This window comes from Dongia soli, from assembly GCF_034044715.1.
GTDB classification, from domain to species: domain Bacteria; phylum Pseudomonadota; class Alphaproteobacteria; order Dongiales; family Dongiaceae; genus Dongia_B; species Dongia_B soli.
The window spans coordinates 181,303-196,050 of the sequence record NZ_JAXCLW010000004.1; the positions used below are offsets into that span (position 1 = coordinate 181,303).

Annotated in this window: 15 protein-coding genes and 1 other RNA gene; 8 read left to right on the top strand and 8 right to left on the bottom strand. The window is 59.4% G+C overall.

The features are described 5' to 3' along the window. Positions 1-107: 107 nt before the first annotated feature. Positions 108-1,112, bottom strand: coding sequence for a tRNA (adenosine(37)-N6)-dimethylallyltransferase MiaA (miaA, locus tag SMD27_RS15635; protein WP_320509342.1), 1,005 nt, complete (start codon positions 1,110-1,112; stop codon positions 108-110). Here miaA and serB point away from each other — a divergent pair. Further along, on the top strand, positions 1,111-2,025 hold the full coding sequence (gene serB / locus SMD27_RS15640; protein ID WP_320509343.1) for a phosphoserine phosphatase SerB: 915 nt from the start codon (positions 1,111-1,113) through the stop codon (positions 2,023-2,025). The two genes, miaA and serB, sit on opposite strands and share 2 nt — an antisense overlap. Before the next feature lie 10 nt (positions 2,026-2,035). Here the strand turns inward: serB and SMD27_RS15645 are convergent, their stop codons facing one another. Next, a complete protein-coding gene (locus SMD27_RS15645) occupies positions 2,036-2,560 on the bottom strand; it encodes an Lrp/AsnC family transcriptional regulator (protein ID WP_320509344.1) in 525 nt (174 codons plus the stop codon). A 157-nt stretch (positions 2,561-2,717) separates the two neighbouring features. On the opposite strand from SMD27_RS15645, the gene SMD27_RS15650 reads away from it, so the two are divergent. Further along, positions 2,718-3,347 (top strand): LysE family transporter, encoded by a 630-nt coding sequence (locus tag SMD27_RS15650; protein WP_320509345.1) that lies wholly within the window; start codon positions 2,718-2,720, stop codon positions 3,345-3,347. Between the two features lie 91 nt (positions 3,348-3,438). Here the strand turns inward: SMD27_RS15650 and SMD27_RS15655 are convergent, their stop codons facing one another. The 3 genes from SMD27_RS15655 to hflK form a co-directional block, all read right to left on the bottom strand. Then, positions 3,439-4,968, bottom strand: coding sequence for a DegQ family serine endoprotease (locus SMD27_RS15655; protein ID WP_320509346.1), 1,530 nt, complete (start codon positions 4,966-4,968; stop codon positions 3,439-3,441). Positions 4,969-5,172: 204 nt separating this feature from the next. Then, positions 5,173-6,054, bottom strand: a complete 882-nt coding sequence (gene hflC / locus SMD27_RS15660) for a protease modulator HflC (RefSeq protein ID WP_320509347.1) — start codon at positions 6,052-6,054, stop codon at positions 5,173-5,175. After that, positions 6,051-7,268, bottom strand: a complete 1,218-nt coding sequence (hflK, locus tag SMD27_RS15665; protein ID WP_320509348.1) for an FtsH protease activity modulator HflK — start codon at positions 7,266-7,268, stop codon at positions 6,051-6,053. Before hflK ends, hflC begins: the two co-directional genes overlap by 4 nt. A gap of 236 nt (positions 7,269-7,504) precedes the next feature. Here hflK and apbC point away from each other — a divergent pair, with 236 nt between their 5' ends. After that, positions 7,505-8,629 carry an iron-sulfur cluster carrier protein ApbC gene (apbC, locus tag SMD27_RS15670; RefSeq protein WP_320509349.1) on the top strand — a complete coding sequence of 375 codons (1,125 nt, stop codon included), beginning with the start codon at positions 7,505-7,507 and terminating at the stop codon, positions 8,627-8,629. A gap of 26 nt (positions 8,630-8,655) precedes the next feature. Here the strand turns inward: apbC and SMD27_RS15675 are convergent, their stop codons facing one another. Genes SMD27_RS15675 through thyX form a run of 3 tightly spaced genes read right to left on the bottom strand, consistent with a single transcriptional unit; the run spans position 8,656 to position 10,886 of the window. Further along, on the bottom strand, positions 8,656-9,717 hold the full coding sequence (locus tag SMD27_RS15675; protein WP_320509350.1) for a questin oxidase family protein: 1,062 nt from the start codon (positions 9,715-9,717) through the stop codon (positions 8,656-8,658). Positions 9,718-9,733: 16 nt separating this feature from the next. Beyond that, positions 9,734-9,955 (bottom strand): hypothetical protein, encoded by a 222-nt coding sequence (locus tag SMD27_RS15680; protein ID WP_320509351.1) that lies wholly within the window; start codon positions 9,953-9,955, stop codon positions 9,734-9,736. Beyond that, positions 9,948-10,886 (bottom strand): FAD-dependent thymidylate synthase, encoded by a 939-nt coding sequence (thyX, locus tag SMD27_RS15685; RefSeq protein WP_320509352.1) that lies wholly within the window; start codon positions 10,884-10,886, stop codon positions 9,948-9,950. The genes SMD27_RS15680 and thyX overlap by 8 nt, the downstream gene beginning before the upstream one ends. A gap of 154 nt (positions 10,887-11,040) precedes the next feature. Here thyX and ssrA point away from each other — a divergent pair. The 5 genes from ssrA to SMD27_RS15710 all read left to right on the top strand — a co-directional run bounded on the left by ssrA (position 11,041) and on the right by SMD27_RS15710 (position 14,747). Next, positions 11,041-11,400: a transfer-messenger RNA gene (gene ssrA / locus SMD27_RS15690) on the top strand. 305 nt (positions 11,401-11,705) lie between these two features. After that, positions 11,706-12,275 carry an SspB family protein gene (locus tag SMD27_RS15695; protein ID WP_320509353.1) on the top strand — a complete coding sequence of 190 codons (570 nt, stop codon included), beginning with the start codon at positions 11,706-11,708 and terminating at the stop codon, positions 12,273-12,275. A 203-nt stretch (positions 12,276-12,478) separates the two neighbouring features. Next, positions 12,479-13,888: a class II fumarate hydratase gene (fumC, locus tag SMD27_RS15700; RefSeq protein WP_320509354.1), complete on the top strand. Its 1,410-nt coding sequence runs from the start codon at positions 12,479-12,481 to the stop codon at positions 13,886-13,888. 60 nt (positions 13,889-13,948) lie between these two features. Continuing rightward, complete coding sequence (locus SMD27_RS15705; RefSeq protein ID WP_320509355.1) at positions 13,949-14,179, top strand: ribbon-helix-helix domain-containing protein; 231 nt, start codon at positions 13,949-13,951, stop codon at positions 14,177-14,179. Continuing rightward, positions 14,163-14,747, top strand: a complete 585-nt coding sequence (locus SMD27_RS15710) for a GNAT family N-acetyltransferase (RefSeq protein ID WP_320509356.1) — start codon at positions 14,163-14,165, stop codon at positions 14,745-14,747. The genes SMD27_RS15705 and SMD27_RS15710 overlap by 17 nt, the downstream gene beginning before the upstream one ends. Position 14,748: the final 1 nt, after the last annotated feature.

Sequence of the window (14,748 nt, forward strand, 5' to 3'; positions counted from 1 at the left end):
TCGTCCTCATTCTGCGGTCTGCTGCAGGCGCGAAGGCGCCGCATCGAGACAAAATGTCACCGTTCCCGAGCCTGTTGGGTCGGGAGTGGCTGGACCCTAGAGGCTGATCAGTCTGGGGTCAACATAAAATCGCGAATATTCTGAAAGATTCTCTGAAGTGAACTTTCGGAAAATTTCATTTCTATGTTATCTGGAGACATAAAATTACCAAACTCCATTTGATGCCGAAACCACGTCGTTTGCCGCTTGGCATAATTTCGGGTCGCCTGTTGCGCTGCGGCAATGGCCGCTTCGCCATCCCGGCGGCCATTGATCACGTCGGCCAATTCGCGAAACCCGAGCGATTTGCCCCCCGGCGCCCTCAGTACATTGCCGCCATAGGCTGCCAATGCGACCGCCACTTCCGGAAGCGCGCCGCGCGCTATCATCGTCTCAAAGCGCCGGTCACAGGCAGCATAGAGAAGATCGCGCGGCGGCAGGACCACCCAGCACTGAAAGCGCAAGCCCTCGGGCGGCTCGGGCGGCAGTTGATGCCACTCGCCGAGCGAGCGGCCGGTACCTTGCAGAACTTCCCAGGCCCTCACGACACGTTGTGTGTCATTGGGATGCAGGCGCTGGCCCATGACCAGATCTTCGGCGGCGAGCCGGCCATGCAAGCCGGCGACGCCGAGTTCCTTCAACAACTTCATCGCCGCCTCGCGATATACCGGCGGTATCTCGGGGATCGGCGACAAGCCTTGCATCAGCGACCGCAGATAAAGCCCGGTCCCGCCGACCAGGATCGGCAACTTGCCCTGCGCCTGCGCGGCCCGAATCTCGGTTAGGGCCAGCTCGGCCCAACGCGCGGCGGAACAGGCATCGTCCAGACGAAGGAAACCATAGAGCCGATGCGGGACCGCAGCGAGATCAGCTGCATCGGGTTGCGCTGTCAAGATCGGCAGATCGCCATAGATCTGCATCGAATCGGCATTAATGATGACGCCCGAGAAAGCCTGCGCCACGCGCATCGCCAGCGCAGATTTGCCGCTCGCCGTCGGTCCGCCGATGACAATTACGGGCCGCTTCGCGCTTTCCTTGTCTGAGGTCGCCGCCTCCGATATATCCGACTGCATGATGAAATCCGTTCTGACCCTGGTCGCCCCGCCCGATCGCCATCCGCTTTCCGATGCCGTCACCACCGTCCTCCTGCAGCGTTTGCATCAGGTGGGCGCGACGACAGGCGACATCGCCTGGCTGCAGGAAGAGATCGCCTGCGATATCCCCTTTGATAACCTGCCGGTCGATCAAGCGCAGCAACTTGTCGCCGCGACGCTAGCCGAACTACCCATCGATTTCCATGTCCAGCCGGCCGCCAATCGCCGCAAGAAATTGCTGCTATCAGACATGGATTCGACCATCCTGACCAATGAGACCTTGGACGATATCGCCGACATCGCCGGTCTCAAGGACGAGATCGCCGCCATCACCGCTCGGGCCATGGCGGGCGAGCTGGACTTCACCCAGGCGCTGATCGAACGCGTTGCCATGCTGGCCGATCTCTCGGAGACGGCGCTTGCCAAAGCCTTCGACCGCATCGGCTATTCGGCAGGAGGCGCGACACTTGTTGCGACCATGCGCCGGCACGGCGCCTATACAGCGCTGGTCTCCGGCGGGTTCAAGTATTTCACCAGCCGTGTGGCCGGTAAAATCGGCTTTGACCTCGATCTCGCCAATGATCTGGAAATCTCCGAGGGCCGTCTAACCGGGCGACTGCAGGGACCGATCCTCGATCCCGACGGCAAGCTGAGCGCCTTGATTCGCCTCAGCGACGAGCATGGCCTGACGCCCGCCGATGCCACCACCGTGGGAGACGGATCCAACGATATTCCAATGTTGCGGGCGGCGGGCCTGGGTGTCGCCTATCGCGGCAAACCGATCGTCCGCCAGGCCGTCGCCTGCCAAGTAAATCACACTGACCTCACCACCCTGCTCTATTTCCAGGGTTACCATCACACCGATTTCATCGTGGCAGGGGATCGCGCCTGACCCTTCGACCTTAACGGCTCGCCTCACGGCGCGATCGTTTCGCCGGCTGGCCCGCATCGGGTTTTTCACGATAACGGCGCAGCGGCAATTGCAGTGGCGGCTTCACTTCCTTCAAGGCGAAGCTGCTATGAATCTCCCGCACACCGGGCAGTTTGCCCAGCACCTGCAGGGCGAATTCGCCATAGGCATCGAGATCTTCAGCGACCACATGCAGCAAGAAATCATGCTGCCCGGCCAGGATATGGCAACCGACCACTTCCGGCAGGTTGATCACCGCGTTCTCAAAAGCTTGATGCGCCTTGGTGTCCTGGCTGTGAATCGAAACATTGACGAAGACCGTCACGCCGAGGCCAAGCCGCCGCTGATCGAACATCGCTTGATAGCCGCGAATGATCCCCTCCTCTTCCAGCCGCTTGACCCGCCGCCAGCAGGGCGACGGTGACAGCCCGACACGCTCGGCAAGATCGTTATTGGTCAATCGGCCATCGGCCTGTAGCGCCGCGAGGATCTTGATGTCTTGATCGTCAAGTTCCATCCCAGGGATAATCCTTTCCTAAATTCGCTCCATCTAGGCAGATCATACCCCAAATTACCTGAATGACGGCAAAGAAAGACAACCTCTTTCCAACCCAGCGGCCTATTCTTCCGCTCCGGAGTTCAAGACGGACCGCGTTTGCTCAAGGCTCGGGTTGATGATGAATCAAGCACAGATCGCTATTCTCGCCGCCATTACCGCCAGTGTTTTCGCGGCCTTGGTCGTACCGGGGCCAAGCTCGATTACGGTGATGCGCGCGAGTCTCACCGCTGGCGCCCGCTGCGGCTTGGCAACTGCGACCGGTGTCGCTTTGAGCAATTCGTTCTATGCGACGGCTGCCGCTTTCGGCCTTGCCATGGTGATTCGGGAGGCCGCCCCCCTGATGATAGCAATCAAGTTGCTCGGCGGCGCCTACCTCATCTATCTCGGCTTGCGCCTCATCCTCAGCGAAAAACACACCGACCTGCCAATCGGTCGCCAGAAGCCGATGTCCCTTCGATACGCTTTCCGCCGTGGCCTGCTGACTGATCTTTCCAATCCTAAAACCATGATGGCCTTCTTGGGTATTTTCGCCATCGCCTTTCCCACCCATCCGACACATGAACTATCGGTGGCGGTCGTCGCAGTGATCGCCTGTCTGTCCCTTTCATGGCATTGCCTGCTGGCCGGCCTATTCGCAAGGCCGACATTGCGGCGCGCTTATCAGGGCTTCAGCCGCTGGATCGACCGGCTGGCCGGCGGCCTCATCAGTGCTTTCGGTGCTGCCATCGCCGCAACCAGCGCCTAGCATCGGCGCCCCATCCGTCAAAATGAAAGCCCGGCAGGACGAAGCTGCCGGGCTTATAATGTCTGGGCTAAATCGGAGACCGATCTTTAGATCAGTTCTTCTTGATCTTGACCGCGATCCATTGCGATTCACCCTGGCGGTCAACCAGGAGTGTGACCACGCGATAACCGTTGTCCTGCGCCGTTTTGATGCGTGCGGCGACCTCCTTAGGGGTTTCGACCGCTTTCTGGTCGACCTCGACGATCACGTCGCCCGGCCGAAGATCCTTCTCCGCCGCAGGACCGTCAGGGTCGACATCGACGATCACCACGCCGGTGACATCTTCGCCAAGGTCGAAGTCCTGGCGCTGCTTGTCACCGATCGCCGCCAGTTCCAATCCCAGCGCAGTGATCTTGCTGGAGGACTGGTCCGGCTTCTCCTGCTGTTGTGAATCCTCGTCATTTTCGCTAACGGCAGCCTCTTCGGCATTTTCATCCAATTCGCCGAGCGTGACCGACAACGTCATCTCCTGGCCTTTGCGCCAGACAACCACATCGACCTTTTTGTTGACAGGAGTTTCCGCCACCATGCGTGGCAGCCCCCGCATCTGTGTCACATCCTTGCCGTCGAACCGGAGCACGACATCGCCCTGCTTGATCCCCGCCTTATCGGCCGGACCGCTCGGCGTAATCCCCGCCACCAAGGCGCCTTTGACCGACGGCAGTTTCAAACCTTCGGCAAGGTCCTCGCTGATCGATTGGATGCGTACACCCAGCCAGCCGCGCCGAGGATGGCCGAATTGACGGATCTGGTCGATGACGGACTTCGCCAGATTTGAGGGAATGGCAAAGCCGATCCCGACCGAGCCGCCGGAGGGTGAAAAGATCGCCGAATTGATGCCGACAACCTCACCTTCCATGTTGAACATCGGACCGCCGGAATTGCCGCGATTGATCGAGGCATCGGTCTGGATGAAATCGTCATACGGACCGGCATTGATATCGCGTTGATGTGCTGAGACGATGCCCGCCGTTACCGAACCGCCGAGGCCAAAGGGATTGCCGATGGCCAGCACCCAATCGCCGATGCGCAAGGCTGTCGAATCGCCCCATTTCACGGCCGGCAGCGGCTTCTTTACATCGACCTTGAGCAGCGCCAGATCGGTTTTTGGGTCGCGGCCGATCAGTTTCGCCTTCAATTCGGTATCGTCATGCATCACGACCATGATCTCGTCGGCATTTTCGATCACATGATTGTTGGTGACGATATATCCATTGGGATCAATGATGAAACCGGAACCGAGGGAGGTAGCCTTGCGGGGCCGCGGCTTGGCGCCCTGCCGCCGGTCCAGGAACTCGCGGAACATCTCGTCGAGATCCTGCATCTGGCTATCGGCGCTGATTGTCTGCGTGGTGGCGATATTCACCACCGACGGCAACGATTTTTCCGCCAGATCGGCAAAGCTCTCGGGCGCTGATCTTGCCTGGGCGATCCCTGCTCCTGAGGACAGCAGGGCGGCCACCGCAACGGCGAAAAAGCCTAATTTCAGCACATATTGCATCACCGCTTCCCGCGGCGCTGTGATGATGCGGCTGTAACGCGCCGTCCGATCGCCGGCGGATAAAGATCGAGCTATGGTCATCGTCAGATCAGGCTCCGTTGCAAGTCACCGGATCCAGGACCTGGACCCGCCATCGTCAAAGGATATATGCCTGCCTGGCAGATGAAGAGGATACCATCGCTCGATGCTGCCATCGGCTGGGGCATAACTGCGCCATGCTAGTCAGTTCGGCCGCTTCGGGCCAGCCTGATTAAGGCCGGCCCGAAGCTATCCGCTAACAGCCTGTTATTGGGCCGGCTTGCCGGGTTCGGTCTCGAAATAGCGGAAAAAGTCTCCAGTCGGCGATCCGACAAAAGTTGTGTTATTGCCGCCGAGGCCAGTCTCCATCGCCTGCAACGAGCGATAGAAATCGAAGAACTTCGGATCCTTACCGAAGGCGTCGTTGTAAATCCGCGTCGCTTCGCCATCGCCTTCGCCGCGCAGGATTTCGCCCTGCCTTCGGGCTTCCGCCAGTGTGACCACTTTCTGCTTATCAGCTTCAGCCCGCAATTCACGCGCTTCGCGTTCGCCTTCGGCTCGGATTTTCCGCGCTTCCTGGGCACGCTGTGTCCGCATGCGGTTATAGACGGCATCGCTATTGGCACTTGGCAGATCGACGCGCTTGAAGCGCACATCGACAATGCGGATGCCATAGGGCTTCGCCGATTCCGTCAGCAAGCTGGTGATATCCTTCATCAACTCCGCCCGCTGCGGGGTCAGGATATTCGTCATCGACACATTGCCGATCACCGCGCGCAAGGCAGAAACCAGCACGCTGCCAATCTGCCCTTCCGCCCGGCCCTCCGTGCGGCCGACCTGATAGAAACGCAGCGGGTCTTCAATCTGGTAGCGGACATAAGCGGAAATCACGATGCGCTTCTGATCCAGCGTCAGCAATTCCTGAGCCGGGGCGTCGAAATTCAGTACCCGCTTATCGACATAATGAACGTTTTCGACGAAGGGAATACGCCAATGTAATCCTGGTTGATTGACGATCACGCGGACCGGCTTGCCGAATTGCAGGACGATTGCATCCTGCCATTGCGGCACCTGAAAAATCGACAGGAGACCAGCAAGGATGACGACGCCCGCGATGATGGCGGCAACCAGTGTCGAGTTGCGCTTCATGGCTGGACTCCCGGCTGAACCGCGCTCTGCTGGTTATCATTATTCGTGGCAGGCGCCGCATTGCTTTGCGCCGGTTTGGCACGGGACTTGAGGAGCTGATCCAGCGGCAGATAGGGAATGGTGCCGCTCTTGCCGTCATCGGCGACCAGCACTTTATTCATATTCCCCATAATGCGTTCCATCGTCTCCAGATACATCCGCCGTTCGGTGACGTTCGGATTGGTTTGGTACTGCTGATAGATCGACATGAAACGCTGCGTATCGCCCTGGGCATCGGCAATCTTTTCCTGCTTATAACCTTCCGATTGACGGATGATCTGCGTGGCCTGACCTTCCGCATCCTGCGTGATCTGATTAAAATAGGCCTGCGCTTCGTTCACCAGGCTGACCTTGTCGGCCTTTGCCTTCTGAACGTCGCGGAATGCATCAACCACTTCCTGTGGCGCATCTGATTTCTGCATCGAAAGCTGTTCGATACGAATGCCGGAATTATAGGAATCAAGAATGCCTTGGGCTAATTCCTCGGCCTTGGCTTCGATCTGGCTACGGCCTTCGGTGATAGCATATTCGAAAGTCGATTGACCGATGATCTCGCGAATGGCGGCTTCGACAGCATTTTTCACTGTCGCATTCTTGACCGAGGCACCGCTATCGTTCAGCGAACTTTCCGGATCACGGATATCGAAGAGGTATTTCTCGACATCGTCGATCCGCCAGAGCACGACCGCCTGAATATCAACGATGTTCTCGTCGCCGGTCAGCATCAGGCTCTCTTCGGCGACATCGATGTCGCCGCCGGCGCCGGGACTGGCCCGAAAGCCGATTTCGACGCGGTTGCGCGTTGCTACATCCGGTGTGGCAACCGAACCGATCGGAGCTGGCCAGTTCCAGTTGAGGCCCGGCTGCGTTTGGCTGACATAGCGGCCGAATACCATATTGACGCCCACCTCGCCCGGATTGACGCGATAGAGCCCGCTTAACAGCCAGAGCACGATAGCAGCCAGGACAATGATCGCCAGGCTGCGGGGAGCACCGATGCCGCCGGGGAAGATATTTCGCATCCGGTCCTGGCCGCGGCGGAGCAATTCGTCGAAATCAGGCGATTGCCGTCCGCCGTTCGAAGGACCACGTCCCCAGGGACTTTGCCCGCCACCGCCGCCCGAGCCGCCGCTACCGCCGCCGCCCCAAGGTCCGCCTTGATTGTTCCACGCCATCGACTACCCCAAAATCCTTTGCTGTGCACCGCAATGGCCCATCCCTGCGGCTTGCCCTGGCGGGGCGGCCATATGGGGATCTGGCTGGGCATCGACGGCAAGCCCTACTATGCAAACCGCCGTCCTGGCCTTATATGACAGGGACAGCGGCCTCGCAACGCGCCTTCACCGCGGATTTGGCCGCTGACGAAGATACGCAGCACGCTATATCGGTACAAAGCCTAGGTTTTTCAAGCATGACCGCGATCAATCAGGAACAAGTTTTGGCTGCCCTGCAGCGCATCGCCGCACCCGGCGGGGGTGATCTCGTCAGCCGGCAGATGATTTCCGGCCTCGCTATCCGGGAGGGACACGTCAGTTTTCTGATTGAAGTCGCACCCCAGGACGGCCCGCAGATGGAGCCGCTCCGCAAGGCTGCAGAACAAGCCGTGGAACAATTGCCAGGCGTCCTCAGCGTCACGGCTGGACTGACTGCCCACCGCAAGCCGGGCGCCGTTCAGCCGCCACGACAGCAGCATGGACATAGCCATGCTGCGCCGGGTCAGCCAACCGGCGGCAAACAGGGCCTGTCCGGCGTGACCCACATTATTGCGGTTGCCAGTGGCAAGGGTGGCGTTGGCAAATCGACCACAGCCGCCAATCTCGCACTCGCGATGTCTGCTCTCGGCCATAAGGTCGGCCTGTTGGATGCGGACATCTATGGTCCGTCGCAGCCTCGGCTCATGGGAATCAGCGGCAAGCCGCAAAGCCCCGATGGCAAGCGCCTGAATCCGATGGAAAATCACGGTATCAAAGTGATGTCGATCGGCTTCATGGTGGCCGAAGACACGCCGATGATCTGGCGCGGCCCGATGGTGATGGGGGCTCTCACGCAATTGCTGCGCGACGTCAATTGGGCGCCGCTTGATGTGCTGGTTTGCGACCTGCCGCCGGGAACCGGCGACGCCCAGCTCACCATGGCGCAGAACGTCCCTCTCTCAGGTGCCGTAATCGTGTCGACACCGCAGGACATCGCTTTGATCGATGCCAAGAAGGGCCTCAACATGTTCCGGAAGGTGGATGTGCCGGTCCTGGGCATCATCGAGAATATGAGCTATTTCTGCTGTCCCAATTGCGGCCATCGCAGTGAGATCTTCGCCCATGGCGGCGCCCAGCGCGAAGCCGAGCGCGGTGGGGTGGATTTTCTCGGTGAAATTCCCTTGGATATCGCCATCCGGGAAACGTCCGACGGCGGTCGTCCAATCGTGGTTAGCGACCCGCAATCGCCACATGCTGCGGCTTACCGTGACATGGCCCAGCGCATCTGGGACAAGTTGCAAGGTGGGACCGGTCGGACGGCGCCACGCATCGTCATTCAGTAGAGCTGCTGGGGCGAAGCCGGAGACGCTCAGGTGATGGCGCGCCAAGCTAGCCAGCGATAGAGGCGGTCGCCTGAGCGTCTGCCTTCTTCGAGGCAAGTGAAGGTGAAAATGGCAGCAAGCGCATCCGGCGTTTCCGCTGCCCGCGCCAGGATGCCGGGCCAATCCGGCGCATCCTCCACCCGGCCAACCTGATCGCGCAACTGTGCCAGATAACCGGCACTCGGCAATTCCGGTTTACCGGCCGCCAGATATAAGGCCGACACCGCCCGCCAGACATGGTGCCAGAGTTGCCTGGCCGCTGGCTTATCCAGTTCCCCGGCAATGATGCGGGTGGCGTGAATGCCGGCGACGGCATGCAGGCTGAGCGCGTCATCCCGCACGACATGAAAGGCCGCCGCGACCGGCGCCAATTGCCGCCAGGGATCGTCGGCCAGGATAAGATCGTCAACTACGGCTGCGAAACGGGGGCGGTCACTGGCTGAGAAAATTGCCGCGTCGATCGGAATATCCGCCTGCGGTTTGTAATCGAAAGCGGCATCGGCGCGCAGCCGCCGAAGGAGGATGCGGGGGTCGGCTTCCATTGGCGCTATTACGGTACTGCCGGCCGGCAATGTTCGATAGCGTATCGTCGCATGTGCAAGCCCGGCAGCGATTTCACTGCGGGTGCCACCGAGCAGGCCATAGGCAAGGCGAATCAACGGATGCAGGGCGGCACCGGCTATGCCCGTCAGCAACGAGGGCAGATGGCGTTGCAGCACAGCACGATGCTCGTCGCGCGCCAGAGCTGTTCTGTAGAAGACCTCCAGCCTGGGAAAGGCGTCGATCTCACCGCGCAATTCTCCGGGATCGGTGACGACCGGCATGGTCATGTCAGCAAGCGGCACGAGCCGCTTGCGGTAGGCCGCCGCGAATTCACCAAGCTGCCGCGGCGATGCGCCAAGCCGGTCCAGGGCAAGAAGCGCCATCGGCAAGTGATTGCCGAGACCGACCATCCGTTGCGAGGCCGGTTCGCCGAATTGGCGGGCCGACGGCTCCGCGGCGGTCACTTCCGGCGCCAAAGCGGCAATGTCATCTAGCAATTTGGCCAAGCCGGACATCGGCGCCCTAGGGCCGTATGCTAATCGGCATGCCGGCCGAGGTTGCATACCGCACAACATCCATCGCGATATTCCACAGGCCGATACAGCCATTGGTCGGCGGCGAGCAGCTGAACCGGCGCCAGGAATATTTCGCACCATATGCGATGATCTCGCCACCGGGCGCCACTGCGCGGCTGCCAGCGAGTTCTGCCGCCATATTTGCCGGTTGGCAAACTGTGTCAGTCATGGCCTTTCAGCACATGCTGAAGCTCGGCCCATTCCCGCTTGCCAAGCCCGCTATCGGCTTCGGTCACCGTCTCGCCCTTCAACATGCGGCGAACCGCATCGATCGCGTTTTTCGACAGGCTGACGCCATGCAGCCGGTGCTGTTCGAAAGCTTCGAAAGTCAGCGGTACCCAACGACGCAGGATATCGAGCATCGCATCGGCGAAGACACGGATCTCGTATTGCGCATGGGCGTCCGCGCGCAGGCTGAGGAAATGCATGAAGTTCTGAAGATCGACCTTCCAATACCACTGCGTATAGAAGTTCAAGCTGAGATTCATGCGGGCCAATTCGCGCGCCAGGCCTTGCCGGTTGGCATCGATTGGCGTGCCGTCCTCGGCCTCATTCAGCATTTCGATGTAATGGTCATAAGCTTGGGTCGAATCTGCTTTGAGCAGTTCCAGAACGCGAGCCGCCTCCGCGCCCTGCAATACGGCGCCTCGCCCCTGACGGTTGCTGACCGACTGTGCTGCTAGCTGCGCTGGTTGCGGAATATAGAACTCACGATCCAGAATGGAGTAGCGCGCCGAATATTCGTTCACATTGGCGGTACGATGTCGGATCCACTGTCGGGCGACAAAAATCGGTAGTTTTACGTGAAATTTGATCTCACACATTTCGAACGGCGTCGAATGACGATGACGCATGAGATAGTGGATAAGACCACGATCCTCCGTCACTTTTTTGGTACCGCGGCCGTAGGAGACGCGCGCCGCCTGAACCACAGCAGAATCGTCACCCATATAGTCGATCACCCGGACGAAGCCGTGATCGAGCACGGGAACCGCCTGATACAGCACCTCTTCCAATGCCGGAACGACCGCACGCCGAGTCGGCTGCACATTGGCCCGCAATTGGTCGATTTCGTCCTGCTGCTCAGTCGTCAGCGCCATACCATTCCACCCTAAGTCTGTCGCGAATCTCTTTCGCCGAACTCCGGCGGCGAGTTTATGCCCGATTCCAGACCGGCTGCATAGGCTTGCGGGTCGGCGCCGAATATAAGCAGCTAAGACCTTGAGTTTGGCGCCATTTTCTCGATGAACAGGCACCCTTGATTGGCCAGCACGGGCGTCCTATCTTAAGACTGCTGCTTCGGCAGCTATGACAGTAGACGGTTGTGCGGAATAGACGTTGCGGACCGGGAGGGCAGTACTCCCGCGCCTCCACCAAATTTCGTCGGGAAATCAGCCTTGACCCGACATTGCGGGGGCGAAACAGGATCGACGTGCGTAGTAAAGGCCATCCTGCTGTTCGGCATGGTTCCGCCGTTATCGGGCCATTTCTATAGATGCCAACGATAACGTTGCGTCTGATCTTCGTATGGCGGCCTAATAGCCTTAACGGGCTATAAGTCGCTCACGTAGAACGCGGTTCGGAGGGGCACCGGGCAACAGAAGCCCCTCCACTCAGCAGCCATTCGGACACTAACGGCACGTTGCTTAGGCCGTGCAATTTGTTGGTTCTTGGATGCTTGAAAACGGCGATCCGGGATTTAACCCTGGCTAATTGCTCCCTCGACTTGATTTTCTGGTTGGGAGCTGGGCTATATTGGCTCTATCAATCAAGCTTATTGGCGACTTGCGCCATGTACATTGTCCAACAAGTCAAGGAATTTCCTGATCCGACCGGCTTCGGAGGGATGGCATGGTGGACTCCGGTGGCTAAAATGTGGTTGAACCTGAAAAAGGTTCTGGGGAGATAGGTTTCGGCCGATGGCCAAAGACTGGTTGCGTTACGATCGATTGGTGGAAGATGCCCTTCGCAGTGTTGTGCGGCGCGCATTGCAGGAGGTTGCCGCGAACGGCTTGCCTGGCGACCATCATTTTTATTTGACGTTCCATACCCAGGAGCCGGGGGTCGTCCTTTCGCCGGCGCTGCGCGCCCAGTACCCCCAGGAAATGACTATCGTCTTGCAGCATCAGTTCTGGGCCCTGGAAGTGATGGAAGACTGGTTCACCGTTACGCTTAGTTTCGGTGGCAAGCATGAGAAACTGATCATTCCCTTCCAATCAGTCATCAGCTTTGCTGATCCCTCGGTTAAGTTCGGCTTGCAGTTTGAAAACACGCTGGAAGCTGAGGGTGTCGAAGGTGAAATGGAAGACCTGTCACTGGATGATGGTCCGGAGCAGGTTCCCGGCAAGACCGGTACATCCCTCGCCAAGGCAAAAGATCTCAACGATCTACCGAAATCCCCCGGCGGCGACAAATCCGACAGCGACGATAAGACCGATCAGCCGAAGACCGCCGAGGTCGTGACTTTGGACGCTTTCCGCAAGAAATAACCATCGATACATTGCCATCATCCGCATCGTCAGGATCATCTCATCCGTCGCGGAGCGCAATACCCTCCTTCCCGTAGAAAAGCAAAACCGCACGGATTGTCACGGGGCGGACAAACTCGCAATAGCTGTCGCGCCACCCTTTCAAAGCCTGCCGAATCCCGGTAAAAACGCGCCGTTACCGTCCGTTTCAAGGAGATCAGGACATGGCAAGCGCCAAGCAGAAGGCCACGACGCGCCTCGAAAGTGATTCCTTCGGCCCGATCGAGGTGCCCGCCGATATGCTGTGGGGAGCGCAGACACAGCGTTCGTTGCAGAATTTCAAAATCGGCGGCGAGCGCATGCCCGTGCCGTTGATCCGCGCTTATGGCCTGCTGAAACAAGCGGCGGCGGAAGCCAATATGAAGGCGGGCAAGCTCGACAAGAAAATCGGCAAGGCGATCGCCCAGGCCTCCGCGGAAGTCGCTGCGGGCGAATTGGACGGGCATTTCCCCCTGGTCGTCTGGCAGACCGGCTCGGGTACCCAGACTAACATGAATGCCAATGAAGTCATTGCCAACCGCGCCAACGAGCTGATGGGCGGCAAGCGTGGCGAGAAGAAGCCGGTCCATCCCAACGACCAGGTGAATTACGGGCAGTCTTCCAATGACAGCTTCCCGACGGCCATGCATATCGCCGCTGTCCAGCAGGTCCAGCAAAGCGTCCTGCCGGCGCTTACTTATCTGCAGAAAGCCCTCGACAAGAAGGCGAAAGAATTTGCCAAGATCATCAAGATCGGCCGGACCCATCTGCAGGATGCGACGCCAGTCACCCTTGGCCAGGAATTCTCGGGTTATGCCATGCAGGTGAAGCTGGGCATCGACCGGATCAAAGCGACCCTGCCGCGTCTTTATGCGCTGGCTCAGGGCGGTACCGCGGTTGGCACCGGCCTTAACGCTGCAAAGGGCTTCGATAAGGCCTTCTGCGCTGAATTGAAGAAGCTCACCGGCCTTCCTTTCGCCCCGGCTGCCAATAAGTTCGAAGCCCTGGCGGCGCATGACGCAATGGTGGAAATTTCCGGCGCCTATAACGTGCTCGCCGCTTCGTTGATGAAGATCGCCAATGACGTGCGATTGCTGGGATCGGGCCCGCGCTCGGGCCTTGCCGAACTCAACCTACCGGAGAATGAGCCCGGGTCGTCGATCATGCCGGGCAAAGTCAACCCGACCCAGTGCGAAGCGATGACCATGGTTTGCGCGCAGGTCATGGGTAATCACGTCACCGTGACGGTGAGCGGTGCGACCGGCCATCTGGAACTAAATGTCTTCAAACCCGTCATCATCTATAATGTCCTGCAGTCGGGCCGCTTGCTGGCCGATGCGGCGATGAGCTTCACGGACAACTGCGTGGTCGGCATTACGCCGAATCTGCCCCGGATCAAGCAATCGCTGGAACAGTCGTTGATGCTGGTGACGGCACTCAATACCCATATCGGCTATGACAATGCGGCGAAGATCGCCAAGAAAGCCCATAAGGAGGGCAGCAGCCTGAAGGAAGCGGGCATCGCGCTCGGCTTGCTGACGGCGGAGCAGTTCGACAAATGGGTTCGCCCGGCCGATATGCTGGGTCCGAAATAAGGCAAACCCAACGATGCGCAGATGACAGAGCGGCCGCCTACCAGGATGGAGAAGCATTCGGTGACCATAGCCGGTCACAAGACGAGCTTCACCCTGGAGGCGGCCTTCTGGGATGCGCTCAAGAACATTGCCGAGAAGCACGGACGATCAGTTGCGCAACTGGTTGCCAGGGTCGACCAGCAGCGGGGTTCTGCCGGCTCCGAGACGCCCCCAAATCTCTCCAGCGCCCTGCGCGTTTTCGTCCTGCAACAACTTCAGGAAACAGAGCAGCAGCATGGCAACGAGCCTTGACCGGCTGCCGTCCCCTTTGCCCTTGGTTGCTCGCCTGATCGGCGAAAACGACCTGACCGCGCATGATCGGCAGAATATCCGCAGCCTGCTGATCGCTGCCTTTCCACAGCATCAGCATCTCTGGACACAGCAGGATTCCTGGGGTGGGCCATCGGAATACCGCCTGCTGCTGATGGAGCGGACCGGTCGCGTGGCAGCGCATCTTGGCTTTGCCCGGCGGCTGATTAAGGTCGGCGAGACGACGCTGTTGATCGCCGGGATCGGCGCTGTCGCCGTCCTGCCAGATCTGCAGGGCCAGCAGGTCGGCAAGCAGTTGCTGCGCAACCTGCGGCAACTTCTCTGCACTGACCTGCCGGTCGATTTCGGCTTTCTGCAATGCCGTGATGCGGTGGTCGGCTTCTATGACAAAGCCGGCTTCAGCCGGGTTGCCCAGCAGGTCCGCAGCTTCGATCCGGATAAGAGGCTTTGGCAGATCGATGACGCTGCGGCCATGGTGCTACCGGTCGGGGCATCAATCGATGCTTGGCCGGCGCATGGCATCGTCGATCTCATGGGCATGCCCTGGTGAA